This window comes from Microcoleus sp. ARI1-B5 (genome assembly GCF_036705795.1).
GTDB lineage: Bacteria > Cyanobacteriota > Cyanobacteriia > Cyanobacteriales > Microcoleaceae > Microcoleus.
Genome location: NZ_JAUBVK010000006.1, coordinates 338,727 through 359,208 on the forward strand (window position 1 = coordinate 338,727; position 20,482 = coordinate 359,208).

A 20,482-nucleotide genomic window follows, 5' to 3' on the forward strand; every position below is an offset into this window, starting at 1 on the left:
AGGGACTTAAGTCCCTGGCGGTCTTTCGGGTTAACTCGATCGACCTCTGGGGACAGCACCGTATCCCTACCTGTAGCCAAACTTGCTACAGCCGCACCCGCACCGGAGTGCGATTGGCGCGAACTTCAAAATCAGCCGATCGAATCATAGACTTTCCAGTCATCTCCGGGGGCTGAGGCAACCTCAACAGCTCCAAAATCGTCGGCGCAACATCAGCCAAACAACCGTCCGCCCTCAGAGCAACATCCCCTCCGTGACCCGGAATCTTCAGACCTTCGCCTTCCACCAGAATAAACGGCACCGGGTTAGTAGTGTGAGCCGTCCAAGGATTCCCATCCTCGTCGAACATCAACTCAGCATTGCCGTGGTCAGCAATAATAATTGCTGTTCCCCCAGCTTGGGAAATCCCCGCCAACAGCCGCCCCAAACATTTATCCACAGTTTGAATCGCAATTATCGTCGCATCCATCATCCCCGTATGACCAACCATATCCGGGTTAGCGTAGTTAAGCACCACAAACGAATAAATCCGCTTGGACAAAGCCTCCAGCGCCACATCCGTCACCTCAGCGGCCGACATCTGAGGCGCCTCATCGTAAGTAGCCACCATCGGGCTCTGCACCAACTCGCGGTCTTCCCCCTCAAAAGGCTCTTCCAGACCCCCATTAAAAAAATAAGTCACGTGAGCGTACTTTTCAGTTTCCGCCGTCCGCAACTGCCGCAAACCGTGCTTAGAAATCACCTCGCCCAGAATATTGTTCAAATTCTGCGGTTCAAAAGCCACCAGTACCGACGACAGTTTGGGGTCGTACTGAGTAAAACTGGCAAAAGTCAGCGGCTCAATTAACTGCCGTTCAAAGCCCTTAAAATCTGGCGCTACAAAGGCCTGAGTCAACTCTCTAGCCCTGTCCGGGCGAAAATTGAAGAAAATCATCCCATCCCCGGATGCCACCGCCCCGGGGGCAATGCGAGTCGGAATTGCAAACTCGTCGGTCACTCCTTCAGCATAGGAGGCCAGCAACACATCAACTGCCGATCGACCGTCAGGGGCGCCCTCAGTCGTCATCACCTCGTAAGCGCGGTGTACCCGATCCCAGCGCTTGTCCCTGTCCATCGCGTAGTAGCGGCCGCTGACGGTAGCAATCCGACCGACTCCTACCTGTTTGATATAATCTTCAATCTTGCCTAGAGCTTCCACACCCTCTTTCGGAGTAGTATCGCGGCCGTCTGTAATCGCGTGGATGCAAACCTCAGAAATTCCCTGCGCCCTTGCTAACTTTAGCAAACCCAAAATGTGACTCAGGTGCGAGTGTACCCCGCCCTCGGAACAAAGACCAGTCAGGTGCAACTTGCCGCCCCGACTGCGCACTTCGGAGCAAAGCTGAACCAGCGCCCGGTTGTCGAGCAAAGAACCGTCTTCGACAGCATCGGAGATCCGCACCAACTCTTGAGGAACCACGCGGCCCGCGCCGAGATTCAAGTGACCCACTTCCGAGTTGCCCATTTGCCCGTCTGGAAGCCCTACCGCCCGGCCTGATGTGTGAATCAGAGTTCTGGGATAAGCGGCCCAGAGACTGTCCATCACGGGTGTTTTCGCGGCGGCGATCGCATTTCCGTCTTTTTCTTCACGATAACCCCAGCCGTCTAGAATAATCAGCACTACAGGAGATACAGACGTTTGTGCCATGCGAATACCTTATTTACAATAATTAATTTCTCGATCGTCATTTCCGATTTTGCGGAACATCTTGCGCTCATCTGTTTACAGATTTTTTACGGTCCGGCCCAACAACGCCAATCAAAATTCCCTCAGCCACAGCATTTTGGGAACTAATTTCGACCTGATAAGCGAATTGTTTAATTGATTGCCTTGCCTTGAACTGTGAATCCTTTGCGGAGACTGTTACCGATCTCACCAACAGCGGCCGTGCTTTTGCGGCCTGATTTTCCCGGATAGTTCCACGGTCAACTGCTCTGGAAACACTCAAAACAATACCACACTTGGCGGCGTTTTGCTAGTGCCTCAAGAAATAAATTAAACAGCCTTGACCGGGCTGCGAATAACTTTACTTGATGCGAACAAAAATCGGTTTCCGAATCGGCTCGCTTTCAGCGAACATAAAATTCTACAACATCTTTTTTGATTTTGACATCGTAATTGCCAAAGAAATCGTGACCGAGCAGACCAATTTCCATTTGTTTGGCGATCGCGACTTCGACATTTTGGATCGCAGCACCCCCAACCCGAATCGATCGCACCACACCGATGGGGAACTCGACAACGCTACCGTCAGCGATCCCCGCTCTCCCGGTGCCCACGCGCCTCACTCCCAGTGCAGTAGCCATCCGCTGAGTAATCAAAGTGCCGCTCGCCCCGGTATCGACAATCATCTCAAAAGTCTTGTTGCCGTTAAATACCACGTCAATCACCGGCGTCCCGCCAGCGCGGCGCTTGATTTTAGCTTGAAATACCTTTTGATTCCCAGATGGAGAGGCCGTTTGTTGGGCAGCAGGATTTGAGGGGCCCCGGCGAAACTGAGAATACACACGGCCATTTGCGGCTCCGGAGCCTGTTAAAGTGCGATCGAGCTGCGGGAAACTCACATCAGATACCAATGCCATCACCTCGGTTTCGGGCCGCTCTGAATGAGAATCCACATTGCCGCCGGACACCGAGCCAACTGCCACCAAGACGGCCGCAGAAACAATGCCCGATCGCCAAATCCGCTTGAGAATCACTTTTGCCACCATAGGAATGCCCTAATTGATTCAATATGTCCAAAAACCACCGCCATTGATATCCTAACCCGATCCCGAAAACTCAGGGCCCGCTTCAACATCAAATCGTCGGGAAAACTTGGCAATTTAAAAGCGATCGCATACTATCAAACAACAGGTAAACTTAAGGCGGCAAATGGCAGCAACTGCGCTAGCCATTTGGATCACTTAAAAGTCAGGCGTTTGGGGGCGATCGACAATGCGTAAACTTTTATATTTTGCAACTATAGGAATGCTAGCTTTCTCGATCGGGGGATGCGGCGGCGACGGGGGCAGCAACACAGCCAGTCCCACTCCTAGTCCTACTCTCAGTCCCGGTGCAGCATCTCCATCACCAACAGCCAACGCTCCCGGAACTCCCGGCGCCGCGGCCAGTCCCACCCCAGCAGCTCAGTCATTTCCCTCCCCGGTAGTCGCGGCCCAGCCCCCTGGCTTAATCCGATCTACAAACCCCGACGAACGCGCAAGACAAGCTCAAGCAGACATCGAGGCCAAAAAGACATCACCGGGATCTGCCTCAAGCGGGACGGCAATTTCACAGACCACCATCCCCGGCAAAGCAAGCGACCCATTCTCAGTCCTTCCCCCTCAACCGCTCAGAACAGACGGCAGCGGGGCAGGCAACGAACTCCCCAACCTGCCAGTCCGACAAGTGCCAAATCTGCCCAAGCTGCCAGAGGAGAGAAACCCGCCTCAGTGGACGCCAGCACCGCGACCGAGAAGGGCATCGGGCGCCGGCGGTTCCATTGCCGAACTTCCCAAACCCCAAAGCCCCGCACAGGTGTCGAGTCTTCCCAACCTGCCGTTAACCCCCATACCGCCCCAATGGAGGCCGCCAATTTCAGCGCGTCCCCAAGCAGCCCCCGGACGCCCCGGAGCCAGACCCGGACGCCCCGGAGCCAGACCCGGACGCCCAGGCTCCCCAGACATAGCAGGAGTTCCCGCATCTATACCCGGACTGCCCTCCCTACCGGGCTTCCCAACAGGCACCACCGGACGCCCCGGACGCCCAGGCTCCCCAGACATAGCAGGAGTTCCCGAATCTATACCCGGAGTGCCCTCTATACCGGGCTTCCCAACAGGCACCACCGGACGGCAGCCTGCCAGACCCGGACGCCCGGGAAGACCAGCAGGCTCCCCAGACATAGCAGGAGTTCCGGCATCATCAATACCGGGAGTGCCTTCTATACCGGGCTTCCCAAGAGGCACCACCGCCAGCCCCCAAGGAACGCGACGGCCCGGAGCAACACCGGCTCGCCCGGGGGCAACACCGGCTCGCCCGGGGGCAACACCGGCACGCCCGGGAGCAAGACCGGCTCGCCCGCCGGGCCCCCCCAGCCCTCCCACCATTCCCAACATCGCCACCAGAGAACTGCCCGGTCTGCCCAAGCTGCCAGAGTTAACGCCCCCGCCCTCGTGGCAAGACCCCAACCCGCCACCCCCCCCACCGGCTCCCCCACCGCCACCGCCACCGCCTTCGACAGACAATGCCAAAGGAGTTGAAGTTAGTGGCGTAGTCAGAGTTGGTAATGACATACTGGTAATTGTGAAAGCACCTAACGAGCCAACGAGTCGATATATCAAAGTAGGACAGCGGATTGCCAGCGGGCAGGTGCTGATCAAACGGGTTGATTTCAAATCAGGAGCCGACCCGGTTGTGGTTTTAGAAGAAAACGGTGTAGAGGTTTCTAAAATTGTGGGAGAAAAATCTCCCCGAGTTGCCCAGAACCCAGCTTAATGCAAAATTTAGCTTTATCCTTAGAACGAAAATTGAGAACAGTCATGCTTCGCTCAATTCAAAAACTCGGAATACTCATGTTGGTTAGTTCGGGGGTAGGATACCTCTCACTGCTAGCCAACAGTCAGCAGTCATTGGCTCAGAAGGCGCCAGACGCCGCCCAAAACCGCCCTCCCGTTTGCGAAGGCTCTCCCCCCAACGGTAGAGTCAGGTGCAACTACGAGAATGGCGACAATTATGAAGGAAATTTCGTCAACGGCAGACCTCAGGGACAAGGAATATACGTATACTCCAAGGGCGATCGCTATGAAGGACAGTTTCGCAACGGCGTGCCCAACGGTCAAGGCGTATTCCTGTTCTCCAACGATGACCGCATGGTGGGAGAGTTCCGCAACGGTCTGATCGTTAGGGGAGAATCTATTTTTGCCAATGGCGACCGCTACAGGGGAACATTTGAAATTGTTCAACCAATAGGCGGCGGGGCTGCTAGCAGTCAGCCGCACGGTCAAGGGCAATTTATCTTTGCTAGCGGCGATCGCTACGCCGGACAGTTTTTCGCAGGAGACCCGTTTGGTCGGGGAGTCTTCACCCGTGCTGACGGCACTCGGTGCGACGGTCAGTTTTTCAACGAACAGCTAGACGGCAAAGGTAGTTGCAGCTTCCCAAACGGCGTTCGCTACGAAGGCGAATTTCGCAAGGGACTGCCTCACGGTAGAGGAGTAATTACAGATGCTAAAGGGAGACGGTTTTCCGGAGAGTTTCGCGCAGGCAAGCGCATTCAACCGTGAATCTAGCCTCTTAAATGTAAGATGTGACATTAGTGGAGGCCTTTTGACATGACGACAAATGCTGCTTCTAGTTCTTGGCGCGCCAGCGAATTTCCTTTTGACTTTGCCCCGCAGCCGACTCAAGATGCTGACTTGTTGCGGCAACTCGATTTTGTACCCGGTTTGAAGGAAGTCTTGACTTTGCGCCAAGTTCATGCGTTGGAACACGCTACGGTTTGGGTACTGGGCCAATCTGGCGGTACTGCGACAGCAAGAGCCGATAATGAGCTATTGGGCGGGATGTCCACAGACCAAGGATTTTATCTGTACGGCCGCGTTAATATTGCACAGTTGCGTCATGCAGTGCAATCGGCCCTGCAGCGGATTGCTAGCGGAGAGTGGGATTTAGCCGTACATCCCCGCTGCGGCACCAATTTGTCGGTGGCAATGCTGCTGACTGCTGGACTTGCTGTCGGCATCAATTTAGCCCTGCCGAAGGGGCCCATCCTGCAACTTTTGGGTTTGGGTGCGGCGGCGGCTGCGGCGGCTCAGTTAGCTCCAGATGTGGGATCTCTGGCTCAGCGCTACGTGACAACTGCTATTCCGTTTAATTTGAGTGTTGTTGATATTTCTGTAAGTCACGACTTCTGGGGACGCGAGGCTCATTTTGTGCGGGTGCGTTGGGTTGAATAGCTGCTGAGGGAATGGGAGACGGGGAGAGGGAGAGTGTTGGAGAGGGAGAGGGGGGGAGTGGGAGATGGGGAGATGAGAAAAATCTTATTTCTTCCTTCTTTCTTCCTTCCTTCTTTTTTGATTGTTCCTTCTTACTTCTTCTTTCTTTCTTCGTTTAATTAGTGCTTTTAAGTCAGGACAATCCCACTTCATCCAACAAATTAATGTGCAAATTAGCGATCGACAAAACCTGTCTAGCAAGTCTACTCGCTGTCACCTTAGCCGTAGCAAGTAACAGCTTTTGGCTTTTCACCCAGAATGCGAGTTTTGCTGGCTCCATAGCCCAAACGAACGAACCAGAAAGAGTTCCAGACGGCAAGATGGTTCCCGTCAACGGCAAAGCCAATGTTAGATTAACAAATAAAACCAGCGATCGACTATTTTATCAAGTAGTGGGACAAACTAACCGCCGCAGCTTAGCCGAAAATACCACAGTCGCGCTGCAAGCACTGACACTACCTGCATCAATTGTATTTAGGCGACAAGATGGCGCATTATTGAAAGTGAGCCTGAAACCTGTTGGCGAAGGAACAGTAGAGGTAAGATTGGACGAGACAAATGATTCGGGTGTGGATAGAAAATCTTTAAGCATTCGGAATGACGGCGCGCTTTTTCTCAGATAAGACGGTGGTTGAAACCGCCCGGTCTTCTTATCAATCGCGTATTGATATAAAAACCGCTCCCTCGGAAACCCACGTCGCTGAGTGAGTGTTTGTATAAACCTGGTTGAAACCGCCCGGTCTTCTTATCAATCGCGTATTGATATAAAATCAATTTGGCGATCGCCCCGACAACTCGACCTCACCTTCAATACACCATCCGAGTCCCTATGTCAATCAAAAAAATTCTTTCCATAGCGCTGTTAATTTTCATCCCCATTTCCATCGCCGCCGAGTATTTGCACTGGGGTTCCCTCACAGTTTTCATCACATCCGCCTTAGGCATTATACCTCTGGCGATTTGGTTGAGCACAGCAACAGAAGAAGTGGCGATCGTCACAGGGCCCTCCATCGGCGGCTTATTAAATGCACTATTCGGGAATGCTACAGAATTAATTATTGCCATAGTTGCCCTAAAAGCCGGCTTAATTGACATTGTGAAAGCCAGCATCACTGGCACAATTATCAGCAACTTGCTCTTAGTCATGGGATTTTCCATGCTGCTAGGAGGAATCCGCTACAAAGAACAAGAATTTAAGCCAATTATCGCGCGGGTGAACGGTTCCACTATGACTCTAGCAGTGATTGCAATTCTGCTGCCGACGATGGTAATTTACACGTCCAATGGAGTCGAACCCGCAGCCATTCAGAATCTTTCTTTAATAACTGCGATCGTCCTAATTGCAGTTTACGCACTAACTCTGCTATTTTCCTTAAAAACTCACAGCTATCTTTACGAAGTCGGCATACTAGAGTTAGAAGATTCTGAAAATACCGATGAATCTACTGCGCACAAACCGAATTTGTGGCTGTGGCTAGGAGTGCTAGTCGCCTCAACAGTTGCCGTTGCTTTTGAATCAGAAATTTTCGTGGGCGTTGTCGAAGAAACTACCAAAGGATTGGGATTGACGCCGCTGTTTACAGGGGTAATTCTGTTACCGATTGTGGGCGGCGCGGCGGAATACGTAACGGCGGTGGGAGTGGCGATGAAAAACAATATGGATTTGTCAGTTTCCGTGGCGATGGGTTCGAGTTTGTTAGTTGCTTTGCTGGTTGCGCCGGTGTTGGTGATTATCGGCATAGTGATTCATCAGCCGATGGATTTAAACTTCAATCCGTTTGAAGTGGTTGCAGTTGCGATCGCAGTTACAATCGCTAATCTCATTAGTCTCGACGGGCGATCGAATTGGCTCGAAGGAGTGCTGCTTTTAGCAACATATACCGTGTTGGGAGCAGCATTTTACTTTCACCCCATTACTTGAACCAGGTTTGTAGTGAGGACTTTAGTCCTCATAAAATAAGTTTGTAGTGAGGACTTTAGTCCTCATAAAATAGGTTGGTAGTGAGGACTTTAGTCCTTGCTGCTGATTTGCTAAAGAAAGGACTGAAGTCCGAACGATCGAACTTGTAGGGTGCGTCAGTTCGGAGTTTCTGAATAATCAATGAAAACACGATCTACTGACGCACCCTACTTTAACTAGCTGTCACATTAAATAAAGGTATGTTGTTGCGCTTGGGCGCTCTTAATATAAAGAGCGCCCAAGCGCAACAACATACCTAAAAATTAACCCCTATCAGAGTGCCAGTTGCGTCCAGGACTTTAGCTGTGTACTGGGCGGTTAATTTTAACAAAAATTAGGCAGGAAATAGTTACGGACATCGACACTCTTGAACAGAAAAACACTCTCTTCTGCAACTTCTTCCTCTGCCTTTCCTGTCGCGACAATCTGAATCATCCTGACATTCTAACTTATTCTGACAAATTTGCTGACGTGGAAAAGTACCTAAATTTTGTACAGAAACTTGAGCGGTAAGGGCACCCTGTTCTATAACTTGGTTATTTTCTTTGATTTCATAGGCAAATTTATTTTCGCCCTCTAAAACCGAAAAAGTTCTTGTTTTGTGACTGCTACCCAACTTAAATGCAAAGTCTTCGGAAAACTCACCTTTGTCATAACTTCTATCCGTGTAAGGATAGGGGTTAGTTTCCATGCCATCGGTCACATTTTTAATCAGCACTCTTCTGTTAGGGGCGGGGGGAGTCTTGCTGGAAACAAATCGAGCGCTTTGCGAATCAGGGGAGATGCCACTTCCGGGACACTGACCTACATATTCAACGCGCTTAAATTGAATCATGTTAATATTAAAACTGTTTTCGTTTTTTACCCGAAATTGTGCTTCGCTAGTCTGCTGGGCGCTAACTGTGAAAGCTGCTAGCGTCACAAAAATTGCTCCCACCAAAAGAGCTAGGAATTTGATTGGTTGCTGCCCCGTAAAATATCTGGCGCGTTTCATCTCTTTATACCTTCCATCTGAAGAGATAGCATTTTTTTAAGCGTGATTTTAACTAGAGAGCATATCTGTTGTCAAGATCGATAAAATAGGTTTGATCGTTCGGACTGAGCGTCCTTCCTGCTTAGTTTATAAAGAAAGGACGCTCAGTCCGATGCCCAGAACCAGGGGGAGGAAGGACGCTCAGTCCGATGCCCAGAACCAGGGGGAGGAAGGACGCTCAGTCCGATGCCCAGAACCTAATTACCAAGTTACTCGATCGCGCCACTTGTCTGCAGTCTTTGTTCCCACTCCTTGCAATCTTTCGACATCCTCCCAAGACTCAAAAGGCTGCTTTTCCCGCGCTGCAATAATTCTCTCGGCTAACTTCGGCCCAACTCCAGGCAAAGTTTCTAATTCTTCCTGAGTTGCTGCATTCAAATTAACTAACTTTTTACCTGCAATTTGAGGTTTAGCATCCGCAGATTTTGATGCTGCTTGTACTGACTCGCACTCTTTTTTCTTAGCGTCAATTTTCTGTTTGATTCGGGCGGGAATTCCCAAGATGGCACCTTTGTACAGCCGATCGAACTCCCGCTCAAAATGGGCCCCAACCGTCGGGCTGTCGATCGCCAGCAGCGTCTCGTCATTCCCGTGATTAGCAGCCTCACTCCAATTGTGAGAGCCTGTAAGCACGGTTTTACCGTCGATAACGCCGAACTTGTGGTGCAGGCGATCGCCCGTGGGTAACAGCGGCATTCCCACCGCAGTCAACGGCTTTCTCCAAGGGCGATTGTCAGCTTCTAACCTGCAATCTTGCATCAAAGTCGCCCCCATCATATCTAAACCTTCGCTGTAAGGGCGATAAATGAAATTTGGGTCAATCAAAGCTCGCACCGCCACACCGCGCCTAGATTCAAGTTCCAGAGTATTTGACAACCGCTGAGCCGAAAATACAAACAGTGCCAAATTAACAGACTTTTTCGCACTACCCAAGGTTTTGTTAATCAAACCATTTGGGCTTGTTTCCCAAGGCAAAGTCGCACTTGTCGGTGAAAATTGCACCGCAACTGTCGCATTACCAACTCTCACTTTTTGGACTTGACGAAACGGCTTTTTTATGCCAAATTTGCTGTCCGGTTTACCTCCGGGCCCGTCGCCCCACATAATGTTAAATTCTTGAGTAAATAGTTGCGCTAGTTTAGGGCTGGCAATTTTTAGCAAATTGTTGGCATTGCCGCGACTTGCTGCTGTCTTGAAATCGCCGTGGATATCGCTGGTCGTAAAATTAGCCGAAGTTGCGATGACTGTTTTGCCGTCAATCACTACAAATTTGTGGTGCATCAAACCGCTGCCTTTGCTTCCGTCAGCAGTATCGTCAATTACAGGAATCCCCGCATCCTGGACAATTACCAAAGCATCGTTTTGCTTGATTTCTTCCGGGCTTAATTTGCCGTCTTTATTGGTATCGGCGAGTTGAACAAATTCGCTGTAGCGTTCGCGCTCTCGATCGGGCAATTTCGCCAACTCCTGGGCTGTATAATCGCCCCAAGGGCGAGTGTACAGATGTTCGACAATTAATTTAACTTTAATTCCCGATCGCGCGCGATCGGCCAAAACCCTGGCAATACCGGGCAAGCGAAACTCCTGAACCGCTACATCTACGGTCGATTCAGCACTTGCTACAGCCTCGGCGATTAACTTTTCTAAATCATCACCAGGTCTAGTTTGTGCGCGATAGGGCTCTGTATAACTCGAAGTGAGGGACTGATTGAAGTATACTTGCAACAAGGGGTCTTGAGGCAGCGGAGCCAGAGTGGGAGGTAAATTCTGCACGTCCTGCTTGGTTTGTCCGCAAGCCGCCAGGGCGATCGCCAGCAGTCCAACACAACACAAACCTGGTAAATTAGAATAAAGTACATTCACAAAATTTAAAATTTTATTGAGGTCATCGGTCTATTCAGAGTGAAAAGATATTGGATCAAGCAAAGTTAAAACTATTAAATTTATGACAGGGAATAGATTTTGCGTCTTGTAGAACTGCCTCGATGCCGGAAGCATCACTGGTAGGGTAGCAGCATTCAGGGGCGTGGGTCAAACCCGATACTGATGCTTTATGGCTAAAAGAAAAACAATTTTTGATTGCGGTCACAAAGGATATGGTAAAGCGTGCCATCGCTGCACGCAAGAGTTGATGGCGCAGCAGCAATATGTTGAAGTGCTGGCAGAAAAACAAATCAAAAAACAAGAGAGGGAAGCATCATTTGCTAGAGATATCATCGATCTTAGAGGTCTACCCGACCATGTAGTTACTAAAGCCCGCGCTATTATAGCAGCTTTGGGGGAAAATAAGAATTACAGAGATTTCGGCGGCAAACGCCTGCGTCACAACCGCTGGATTGTGAGTATTCCTGTAACACGCAACTACAGAATGCTTTGTGAAGATTGCGGCACTTTCTTAATTCCCCAAAAAGTTTTGTCCCACGAAGACTACAACGTTTGCAAACCCGGGAGTTAGTTAGTTAGTTGTTAGTTGTTAGTTGTTAGTTGTTAGTTGTTAGTTGTTAGTTGTTAGTTGTTAGTTGTTATTGTGCTTTTTTTGGGAAGATGTTATAATTGTTCAATGTTCAAATTTTAAATGTATGGTTAGGTTTCAAGAGTTGCAGGTTTATCAATTAGCAGAGCAAATTTCTAATGAAGTTTGGTTTATTGTTCTATCCTGGGATTTCTTTGCTAAAAATACAGTGGGGCAACAATTGGTTAGGTCAGTCGATAGTATTGGTGCTAATATTGCCGAGGGGAATGGGCGGTATAACTACAATGATAATCAACGTTTTATCAAAATAGCCAGGGGGTCACTGCATGAAACAAGACACTGGTTAAGATTAGCTTGTGCCCGACACCTGTTAACCACCGAGCAAATCGAGCGCATAAAACCTTTAATAGACGAACTATCTCCCAAACTCAACGCTTACCTAAACTCAATTCAAAGCAAAGCAAATACTCAAGCGTTTAAAATTAAGAAAATACCCAAAAGCAAACCACCCACAGACTCGTGACAACCAACAAATAACAACTAACAAATAACAACTAACCAATAATAACTAACAACTAACTCATTAAAACCATGCAAATTTATCTCGACTATAGTGCTACAACGCCGACACGCCCAGAAGCAATTGAAGCCATGCAAAAAGCTCTGACTCAGCATTGGGGGAATCCTTCCAGCTTGCACGAGTGGGGACAAAGGGCGGCGACTGCTTTAGAATTAGCCAGAATGCAGGTTGCTAGCTTGATTAATGCGCTACCGGAATCGATGATTTTTACTTCGGGCGGCACTGAAGCGGACAATTTAGCAATTATGGGAATTGCCCGTCTTTATACAAAACCGCAGCATATCATTATTTCCAGCGTAGAACATTCTGCAGTCTCAGAACCGGTGCGACAACTCGAACAATTGGGATGGGAAGTAACGCGATTACCCGTAGATAAATATGGGCGAATTCATCCTTTGGATTTGCAAGAATCGCTGCGATCGCACACTGTGCTAATTTCCATCATCTACGGACAAAGCGAAGTTGGTACACTGCAACCAATAGAAGCATTATCGCAAATTGCGCGCGATCGCAATATCATATTTCACACCGATGCAGTTCAAGTTGCGGGTAAATTGCCGATTGACGTGCAGAAACTCCCCGTAGACTTGCTTTCGCTTTCGAGTCACAAACTTTACGGGCCGCAAGGTGCAGGCGCGCTTTACGTGCGTCCAGGACTAGAATTAGTGCCAATGTTCGGCGGGGGCGGACAAGAGTTGAAACTGCGTTCAGGGACGCAAGCGCTGCCCGCAATCGTCGGTTTTGGAGTGGCGGCGGAGTTGGCTTTGCAGGAAATGGATGTGGAAACGCCGAGGTTAATTGGATTGCGCGATCGACTTTTTGACGGATTAGCTCACATACCCAGTTTAGTCCCAACGGGCGATCGATATTACCGACTGCCACACCACACCAGTTTTTGCATTGTCTCCGCTTCCTGTCGCCCTTACCAAAAGAGAGATACAGAGAGAATCACAGGCAAAACTCTAGTCAGACAGCTAAATTTAGCCGGAATTGGCATTAGTTCCGGTTCCGCTTGCAGCAGCGGCAAACTCACGCCCAGTCCGATATTATTGGCAATGGGATACGACGAAACCGGCGCAGTTGGTGGAATTCGCTTGACACTGGGGCGCGAAACAACTGAAGCTGATATTGATTGGACAGTAATGGCGATCGGACAAATTTTAGATAGATTAATGCCAAAGGTAGCATTGTGCAGGCATTAGAAAACCGGGCGGTTTGTCTGCACACACAATCTAAGAAACCGGGTTTTTTCCGATATCTTCGCCTCCGATCAAATATTCTCGCAAAAACCCGGTTTCTGGCCACCCACGCACAACCTAAGAAAAACCCGGTTTCTGGCCACCCACCCACGATTCATCCGCGTCCCTCCGCGTACATCCGCCAACATCTGCGGTCAAAATTATGAAAAGACTGGTATATAATTAAAATAGAACAGAGCGGAGTCAAAGCTATGTCAACTACAGAAAAAGTTCGCTGGACAAGCGCTGATTTAGAATCCTTACCCGATAACGGCAACCGTTACGAAATAATCGAAGGAGAATTGGTTGTGACAAGAGCACCTCGCTGGGAACATCAAAATATTGTTGATAATGTTTGCAGAACCTTGGGTAATTGGTCAATAGAGACAGGTTTAGGTAAGGCTGCAACAACTACGGGTCTGATTTTCACCGATAGTGATAATGTTATTCCTGATGTAGTGTGGGTAAGCTATGAACTTTTAGCACAGATATTAGATGAAGCCGGACATTTGGCTGGTGCACCAGAGTTGGTGGTAGAGGTGATGTCTCCCGGTGAAGAGAATGAAAAGCGCGATCGCCAATCCAAGTTAAAATTATATTCAGTTCAAGGCGTGCGCGAATATTGGATTTTTGACCGCATACAGCAAAAAGTAGAAATTTACCGTCGGGAAAGCGGAGTCTTGAAATTAGCGATGACTTTATTTAAAGAAGATAACTTAACCAGTCCTTTGTTACCGGGTTTTAGCGTGTCAGTAGCCGAATTGTTTGCGTAGAGATTTTGAATAATTGCCACCCACCGACAATCTAAAAAACCGGGTTTTTTCCCATATCTTCGCCTCTCACCAAAAATTGTCGCAAAAACCCGGTTTCTCGCTACCCACCGACAATCTAAGAAACCGGGTTTTTTCCAATATCTTCGCCTCTCACCAAAAATTGTCGCAAAAACCCGGTTTCTGGCCACCCACGCACAACCATGATAAAATAAACCCGATATTATTCACAACTCCCCAACAATGGAAGAAAACCGCGCCCAAGCCTACCTAGAACTAATTCACACCCTGCTGAATTGCCCCAACGGCGAAGAGCCCCAGATATTACAAGATAACTCAGAATTGTTGGATGTCCACTTTCTGGAAACTTGCGAGTTGGTAGCAGAAAAAATGGCACAGCAAGGAGGACAAAACGGCGCTAATTTCCTGCGAAATCTGATCGGCCAGCTAGCACAATTAATCGATATCAACGATGGCGATATCTCCGAAGGTGAAAATCCCCAAGAGTATGCAAACTTTATCCTAGAATTATTGCAAGCAGAAGATGGTAGCAATAGCAATACAGCAGTAATTTACCCGATGCTAGCCGAACGAAAACATCTCCTCAATCCTCGTTTTTCTGAGATTTTAGAGCAAGTAATGGAGAGGTTAGTTGGTGGGGAAAATGCACAAACTATTGATTCAATTGTCAGCCTGGTTGAAGACTTGACCCTTAATATTACTAATTTTTCCGGTGGGAATAGAGCGAATAATATTGAAATTGCAATTGCCGCTTATCAACTTGTTTTAAATAATCGGCAACCCGGAAGCGAAAAGTTTGCTCAAACTCAAAACAACCTAGCTGCTGCCTACATTACTAGAATAAAGGGCTCGCGGGCCGAAAATGTGGAAATGGCGATCGCCCTTTATGGCGCTGCTTTAACAGTCTATACCCTTGAGGCTTTCCCGGAAGATTGGGCTATGGCTCAAAATAACTTAGCTGCTGCTTACGCCAACAGAATCAACGGTTCGCGGGCGGAAAATATCGATCGCGCGATCGCATTTTTTGACGCTGCTTTAACTGTTCGTACCCCCGAACAGTTTCCTGAAGATTGGGCAATGATTCAATATAACCTAGGTAATGCCTATAATGACAGAATCAACGGTTCGCGGGATGAAAATCTCGAAAAAGCGCGATCGTTTTATGAAGCAGCTTTAACAGTATATACCCGTGAGGATTTCCCTGAATATTGGGCAATGATTCAAAAGAAGCTGGCTAATGCCTAAAGTGATGCAGCTTTAACAATCTCAGAAACCGGGTTTTTTCCGATATCTTCGCCTCCGATTAAATATCTTCGCAAAAACCCGGTTTCTCGCCACCACGCACCATCTCAGAAACCGGGTTTTTTCCGATATCTTCGCCTCTCACCAAAAATTCTCGCAAAAACCCGGTTTCTCGCCCTTTGGAGAATTGGAAAACGGTCGATCGCTCCCTAGCAGCTTTTGCCATAATTAGGCTAAAATAAATTCACTCTAATTATTAGTTTGTCATACCATTAATTGTGTAGGGGCGGGTTCGCCAACCATCTCTAATGAGTACCAACAATTGAAATAAACCCGCCCCCTCCCAAGGACAAATTCCCGTGAAGCGAAGCTATCCCGTAGGGAATCGCACTTTCGGGAAAACCGGAAAACGACCGATCGCATTTGTAGGAAAATTGGAAACAAGCGAGCGAATTTCTTGGGTAGGGTGGGGGCGGGTTTATGGGGATTGTTTGTGGGTATTAAAGATGGTTGGCGACCCGCCCCTACAGCAATTATGCAAACGCTATCAACTATTAACTATAACCTATGAATGAAAACGGCGATCGAGTTCACTCCGAAGGTGAAGATTCCCAAGAATATGCAGAATTTATCCTAGAATTATTGCAAGCAGAAGCAGCTAGCAATAGCGATATTAAAGTAATTTACCCGATACTAAAACAACGGCAACATCTCTTGAATGCCAGTTTTGCCGAGACTTTACAGCAAGTAGCCCAGAGGTTAATTGCCGACCAAAATCCAGAAACAATTGAGTTAATTGTCGCCCTCATTGAAAAGTTGAGTATTCATATTAAAAACTTTCCCATTGGCAGTAGAGCGAATAATATTGAAATTGCGATTACTGGTTATCAAATAGTTTTAAATAATCGGCAACCGGGAAGCGAAATGTTTGCTCAAACTCAAAATAACCTAGCCCTTGCCTACAGTGACAGGATAAACGGTTCCCCGGCAGAAAATCTGGAACGGGCGCTCAAGTTGTATCAGGCTGCTTTAACTGTTCGTACCCTTGAGAATTTTCCTGAAGATTGGGCAATGACTCAAAATAACCTAGCTGCTGCCTACAGTAACAGGATAAACGGTTCGCGGGCAGAAAATCTGGAACGGGCGATCGAGTTGTATCAGGCTGCTTTAACTGTTCGTACCCTTGAGGATTTCCCTGAAGATTGGGCAATGACTCAAAATAACCTAGCAGTTGCCTACAGAAACAGGATAAACGGTTCGCGGGCAGAAAATCTGGAACGGGCGATCGAGTGTTATGAGGCTGCTTTAACTGTCTATACCCTTGAGGATTTCCGTGAAGATTGGGCAATGACTCAAAATAACCTAGCTGCTGCCTGCATTGACAGGATAAACGGTTCGCGGGCAGAAAATCTGGAACGGGCGATCGAGTGTTATGAGGCTGCTTTAACTGTTCGTACCCTTGAGGATTTCCCGTTCAAGAATGTAGGAACCTTAAATAACCTGGGCTGGGCTTATCTGGCAAAACTAGACTACATCAACCAAGAAAAACCAGAAGACACAAACCAAAAAGCAGCAACTCTCCAAACTGCCTACGATACCTTTAAAAATGCCATAGCCGGAGCCGCCCAACTGCGGAAGTTGGAATCGCAAAATGAAACCAAGCAAAAACACGACTTGCAGTGGGATAGACTCTACAAAGGCATGGTGCAGGTATGTCTCGATCGCCAAAGCAACCAAGAAGCACTCTTATATGCCGAAGCCAACAAAGCCCGCAACCTTGCAGAAGTAATCGCCCAAAAACAGGAAATCCCCAAAACCCTAGCACCCATCACCTTCAGCGAAATCACCCAACTCCTCACCCCAAACACCGCCCTCATTGAGTGGTACATCACCAACGAAGAAATCATCACCTTTGTCCTCACTTACCCCGACGTGCTGACAGTGCACCGCCACCGTCAATGGGATGAATTAACCGATTTAGTTATTGAATACCGGGAAGCCTACAAACAAAGCAAAACCGACTGGCAAAAGCAACTTGCTACCTATCTCCAGCGCCTCGCAGACATCCTCCAAATCACCACAATTCTGCCGCCATCAAGTACGCGCTTAATCCTAATTCTCCACTGGTTGCTGCACCTGTTCCCCCTCCACGCCCTACCCCTAAGTGACGGCGAATTCTTATTAGATAGATACCTCGAAGGCATTCAATACGCCCCCAGTTGCCAACTCCTGCAACAGATTACCATCCACCCAAATTTTGACCAACTCCTCGCCCTGCAAAACCCCACCTCGGATCTGCAGTACACCGATTTAGAAGTTACCAGCATCGCCCCCAAATTCGCGATAAGTCAAATTCTCCTCGGCGATGAAGCGAGTAAAACAAATCTCCTAGAAAAGTATCTAGATCGGTTAGAAAACGCCCACTGCGCGCACTTTTCCTGTCACGGCTCCTTTAATCCCGACGATCCGCTAAAATCGTTTTTGATATTGTCTGGGGGTATCATCCCCGGAGATTCCCAGTCGAGGGCGGGCACCGAGGAGAATGAATCAGATTGCTACGTGGAATGGCGCGAAGGCAAAACAGCCGATATTAACAATTGTCTAACATTAGCAGATATCTTGCTATTGCAATTCAAACATTGCCGCCTAGTCGTGCTTTCCGCCTGCGAAACCGCCCTCATTGACACCAACAATCGCTCCGATTATATTGGATTGCCGACAGGATTTATCCACGCCGGAGCAATGGGAACCCTAGCCAGTCTTTGGGCTGTCAACGACCTCTCCACCGCGTTGATAATGGTAAAATTCTATGAATTGCTACAACCTGAAGTTAGAATCGGTAAAGCCCTCCAGCATACCCAGCGCTGGTTTAAGTCTGCCAAAACCCCAGATTTGCTAACATGGGTGGAGGAATCCGATAGTTTCGATAAAGCTCAGAAAAAACTCATACTCAAGGAATTAAAAGGCTACAATGATGATGAACAACCCTACGGCGATGTTTATCATTGGGGAGCGTTTTGTGCCATAGGGTTATAATCTGAATGTGCAAATGTTGTAGGGGCGGGTTCACCAACCATCTCTGATGAAAACCAGAGATTTCATAAACCCGCCCCGGCTAGGATATAACCTACAATCTATCTCTACAATAGCATCGTAATCCGAATTTTTAGGTGGGTGGGGCGGGTTTTTACAATCCATCGCTGGGTGTCAAATATTTCGGCGAACCCGCCCCTACAGCAGTTGGAATTATCATACAATCATCAATCAACAGGCCAGAATTAAACCAAAGTGAGGTAAATTTATGAATGAAGTCGATATTTTGTCCCAAATATACAACGCGATTACCACCGCGCCCACAATTCTTACTCCCGCTTTTATCGAACAATTACTCACCCAAATCCTGCCCTTGGCAGAATCTGGTGCTGATAACGATACTGTAGAAGAGGCTATTAATGCACTCTATAGACAGTTTAGAGAGGTGAGAGATGAAATTAAAATTCTGAACATAAAAAATCTCGATGATGCCGAAGCAAAAGTCACGCCCGGTTATGAAACACTCATCAATATATCTCCCAATCTCAAAAAACTAGAAGATCTCAAAAAACTAGAAGCAAACTTGAAAAAACGCATTGACAAAGCAAATGCTAAAAATTGACCATCCCCAAATCTACATCTACAGCTACCAACTCAGCCGCGAAAGCAAAACCGAAGTCAACTCTATCTGGACTTGGGCTAATAATATCTGGCAACATTTCAGCCCGGAAAAAGAGCTAATATTTTCCCAAGCCAACCTCGGTTATCCCCTCACTCAAGTCAAGAAGTTTTCGCATTCAAATAAAATTGATGGTTCCTTCAGGTTTTGCCTTTTGGATGATGATAGCGAAGGCATTTTAGCAAGAATTGGCAGCCCAAAAAAGGATGAAAATAAAGATATAGATATAGCAGCATTAAAAGATTTTAATGTTAATAATCTCATGCTTGCTGATAGTTATGAAGATGGGCTGGGACAGACTATTTTTATTACCTACAAATTACCAACCTATCAACCTCGCACTAAAAAATACCTCCGCCAAGTTGCGGATGAATGTTTAAAGAATCTGTTCCCCGAAGCATCTGTGCGTCCACCTTTTTACCGCGATACTGAGTTACTGGATTCTCGAATTTTTGAGTACAGTTCGCTCAAAAGTCAACTACAAGTGTTTGTTTATCTGGTTGACGATGAGATTGAGGAAAAATTAAAGCAAATTCTTCAACCTTTATTTGAACTGTTTTATTATCGCCATAAAATCACTAAAGCTTTTCTGGATAGCCGCAGAATTTCTGCTTTACTCAAGGGACTATATGGAGAAATTGAGGGGATAATCGCTAGCTTAGAAACAAAAATCCCTGAGTTTGAATCGAATAATGATGTTGCTTCCGAGGAAAAGGTTAATACAGATGAGTCTTTAACCTCTCTGAAAATCACACACAAACAGTTACTTCGAGAAAGTTTGAATTATCAAAGAGAATTAGAATGTTTAGAAAATTCAAATAATACAATAAATATTCATGGTTACAATTATCAGGAAAAACTATATGAAATATGTGATGAATGGCAAGCATCAACCGAATATTTAACAACATTCAAGTTTTTTATTGATAAAAATTCTCCGTATTTTCAAAGACAAATTCAGGGTGATTTAGGCTATTTCAAACATGGCACTGATTTGATTAAGATTGCGGTGGATGTGGTGGCGGGGATTGTAGATATTGAACAAGCAGAAATCGATCGCTCCCTAGAAAGAACCATTCAAATACTCGGTACTGGATTAGGGGCTGGAGGCATTGTGGTGTCTGCGGTTGCGAATTATGTAGAGAGAGACATAGTGTTCAGAATACCTCAAAATGGCGATCGCATTCATCCGGCTGTAGCTAGTCTGTTGTGGAGTCTCTTGGCGGTAATCGTGGTTTCTGGATTGGTGGGCTGGATTAATGGTGCGTGGAAAATCAATAAGTACAGATGGTTTCGGCGTAAGTCTGAACCTCCCAGATTGCCCGATTCCCAAAGTCCACCCGTTAATGATATTTTACAGGAAGCGGAAGAGAGACTCGGCGGTTGAAACCGCGTCTCTACAAACGATGTCCATGCCAAGCGGACTAAGAGATAAGAG

At 47.5% G+C, this 20,482-nt stretch carries 20 protein-coding genes; 13 read left to right on the top strand and 7 right to left on the bottom strand.

Translation table 11 applies throughout. From position 1 onward, the window contains the following. Positions 1-85 precede the first annotated feature (85 nt). From gpmI to QUB63_RS12960, 4 genes are all read right to left on the bottom strand, one after another. On the bottom strand, positions 86-1,687 hold the full coding sequence (gene gpmI, locus QUB63_RS12945) for a 2,3-bisphosphoglycerate-independent phosphoglycerate mutase (RefSeq protein WP_332945580.1): 1,602 nt from the start codon (positions 1,685-1,687) through the stop codon (positions 86-88). A 422-nt stretch (positions 1,688-2,109) separates the two neighbouring features. Continuing rightward, the gene (locus QUB63_RS12950; RefSeq protein WP_332945581.1) at positions 2,110-2,751 is read right to left on the bottom strand and encodes a retropepsin-like aspartic protease family protein; all 642 of its coding nucleotides are present in this window, start codon (positions 2,749-2,751) and stop codon (positions 2,110-2,112) included. A 195-nt stretch (positions 2,752-2,946) separates the two neighbouring features. Continuing rightward, complete coding sequence (locus QUB63_RS12955) at positions 2,947-3,159, bottom strand: hypothetical protein (protein ID WP_332945582.1); 213 nt, start codon at positions 3,157-3,159, stop codon at positions 2,947-2,949. A gap of 312 nt (positions 3,160-3,471) precedes the next feature. Next, positions 3,472-4,314 carry a hypothetical protein gene (locus tag QUB63_RS12960; protein ID WP_332945583.1) on the bottom strand — a complete coding sequence of 281 codons (843 nt, stop codon included), beginning with the start codon at positions 4,312-4,314 and terminating at the stop codon, positions 3,472-3,474. 10 nt (positions 4,315-4,324) lie between these two features. On the opposite strand from QUB63_RS12960, the gene QUB63_RS12965 reads away from it, so the two are divergent. The 5 genes from QUB63_RS12965 to cax all read left to right on the top strand — a co-directional run bounded on the left by QUB63_RS12965 (position 4,325) and on the right by cax (position 7,936). Further along, positions 4,325-4,516 (top strand): hypothetical protein, encoded by a 192-nt coding sequence (locus QUB63_RS12965; RefSeq protein WP_332945584.1) that lies wholly within the window; start codon positions 4,325-4,327, stop codon positions 4,514-4,516. A 44-nt stretch (positions 4,517-4,560) separates the two neighbouring features. Further along, positions 4,561-5,304, top strand: a complete 744-nt coding sequence (locus QUB63_RS12970; protein WP_332945585.1) for an MORN repeat-containing protein — start codon at positions 4,561-4,563, stop codon at positions 5,302-5,304. A gap of 48 nt (positions 5,305-5,352) precedes the next feature. Continuing rightward, entirely contained in the window at positions 5,353-5,976 is a 624-nt protein-coding gene (locus tag QUB63_RS12975; protein ID WP_332945587.1) for a DUF6391 domain-containing protein, read from the top strand. Positions 5,977-6,179: 203 nt separating this feature from the next. Next, entirely contained in the window at positions 6,180-6,638 is a 459-nt protein-coding gene (locus tag QUB63_RS12980; protein WP_332945588.1) for a hypothetical protein, read from the top strand. A gap of 206 nt (positions 6,639-6,844) precedes the next feature. Continuing rightward, a complete protein-coding gene (gene cax / locus QUB63_RS12985; RefSeq protein ID WP_332945589.1) occupies positions 6,845-7,936 on the top strand; it encodes a calcium/proton exchanger in 1,092 nt (363 codons plus the stop codon). Positions 7,937-8,324: 388 nt separating this feature from the next. Here the strand turns inward: cax and QUB63_RS12990 are convergent, their stop codons facing one another. Beyond that, the gene (locus tag QUB63_RS12990; RefSeq protein WP_332945591.1) at positions 8,325-8,969 is read right to left on the bottom strand and encodes a hypothetical protein; all 645 of its coding nucleotides are present in this window, start codon (positions 8,967-8,969) and stop codon (positions 8,325-8,327) included. Positions 8,970-9,209: 240 nt separating this feature from the next. Beyond that, on the bottom strand, positions 9,210-10,871 hold the full coding sequence (locus tag QUB63_RS12995) for a DUF655 domain-containing protein (protein ID WP_332945593.1): 1,662 nt from the start codon (positions 10,869-10,871) through the stop codon (positions 9,210-9,212). Between the two features lie 190 nt (positions 10,872-11,061). Here QUB63_RS12995 and QUB63_RS13000 point away from each other — a divergent pair, with 190 nt between their 5' ends. The 5 genes from QUB63_RS13000 (at position 11,062) to QUB63_RS13020 (ending at position 15,335) form a co-directional block, all read left to right on the top strand. Then, a complete protein-coding gene (locus tag QUB63_RS13000) occupies positions 11,062-11,463 on the top strand; it encodes a DUF7682 family zinc-binding protein (RefSeq protein WP_332945595.1) in 402 nt (133 codons plus the stop codon). A gap of 124 nt (positions 11,464-11,587) precedes the next feature. After that, on the top strand, positions 11,588-12,004 hold the full coding sequence (locus tag QUB63_RS13005; protein WP_332945597.1) for a four helix bundle protein: 417 nt from the start codon (positions 11,588-11,590) through the stop codon (positions 12,002-12,004). Between the two features lie 68 nt (positions 12,005-12,072). Next, complete coding sequence (locus tag QUB63_RS13010) at positions 12,073-13,263, top strand: cysteine desulfurase family protein (protein WP_332945598.1); 1,191 nt, start codon at positions 12,073-12,075, stop codon at positions 13,261-13,263. Positions 13,264-13,511: 248 nt separating this feature from the next. Then, a complete protein-coding gene (locus QUB63_RS13015; RefSeq protein ID WP_332945599.1) occupies positions 13,512-14,072 on the top strand; it encodes a Uma2 family endonuclease in 561 nt (186 codons plus the stop codon). A gap of 240 nt (positions 14,073-14,312) precedes the next feature. Then, on the top strand, positions 14,313-15,335 hold the full coding sequence (locus QUB63_RS13020) for a hypothetical protein (protein WP_332945601.1): 1,023 nt from the start codon (positions 14,313-14,315) through the stop codon (positions 15,333-15,335). Positions 15,336-15,393: 58 nt separating this feature from the next. On the opposite strand, the gene QUB63_RS13025 is transcribed toward QUB63_RS13020, so the two are convergent. Then, positions 15,394-15,558 (bottom strand): hypothetical protein, encoded by a 165-nt coding sequence (locus tag QUB63_RS13025; RefSeq protein ID WP_332945602.1) that lies wholly within the window; start codon positions 15,556-15,558, stop codon positions 15,394-15,396. Between the two features lie 341 nt (positions 15,559-15,899). Here QUB63_RS13025 and QUB63_RS13030 point away from each other — a divergent pair, with 341 nt between their 5' ends. The 3 genes from QUB63_RS13030 (at position 15,900) to QUB63_RS13040 (ending at position 20,431) form a co-directional block, all read left to right on the top strand. Continuing rightward, the gene (locus QUB63_RS13030; RefSeq protein WP_332945603.1) at positions 15,900-18,368 is read left to right on the top strand and encodes a CHAT domain-containing protein; all 2,469 of its coding nucleotides are present in this window, start codon (positions 15,900-15,902) and stop codon (positions 18,366-18,368) included. A 265-nt stretch (positions 18,369-18,633) separates the two neighbouring features. Continuing rightward, positions 18,634-18,987, top strand: coding sequence for a hypothetical protein (locus QUB63_RS13035; protein WP_332945605.1), 354 nt, complete (start codon positions 18,634-18,636; stop codon positions 18,985-18,987). A 211-nt stretch (positions 18,988-19,198) separates the two neighbouring features. Beyond that, positions 19,199-20,431 (top strand): hypothetical protein, encoded by a 1,233-nt coding sequence (locus QUB63_RS13040; RefSeq protein ID WP_332945606.1) that lies wholly within the window; start codon positions 19,199-19,201, stop codon positions 20,429-20,431. Positions 20,432-20,482: the final 51 nt, after the last annotated feature.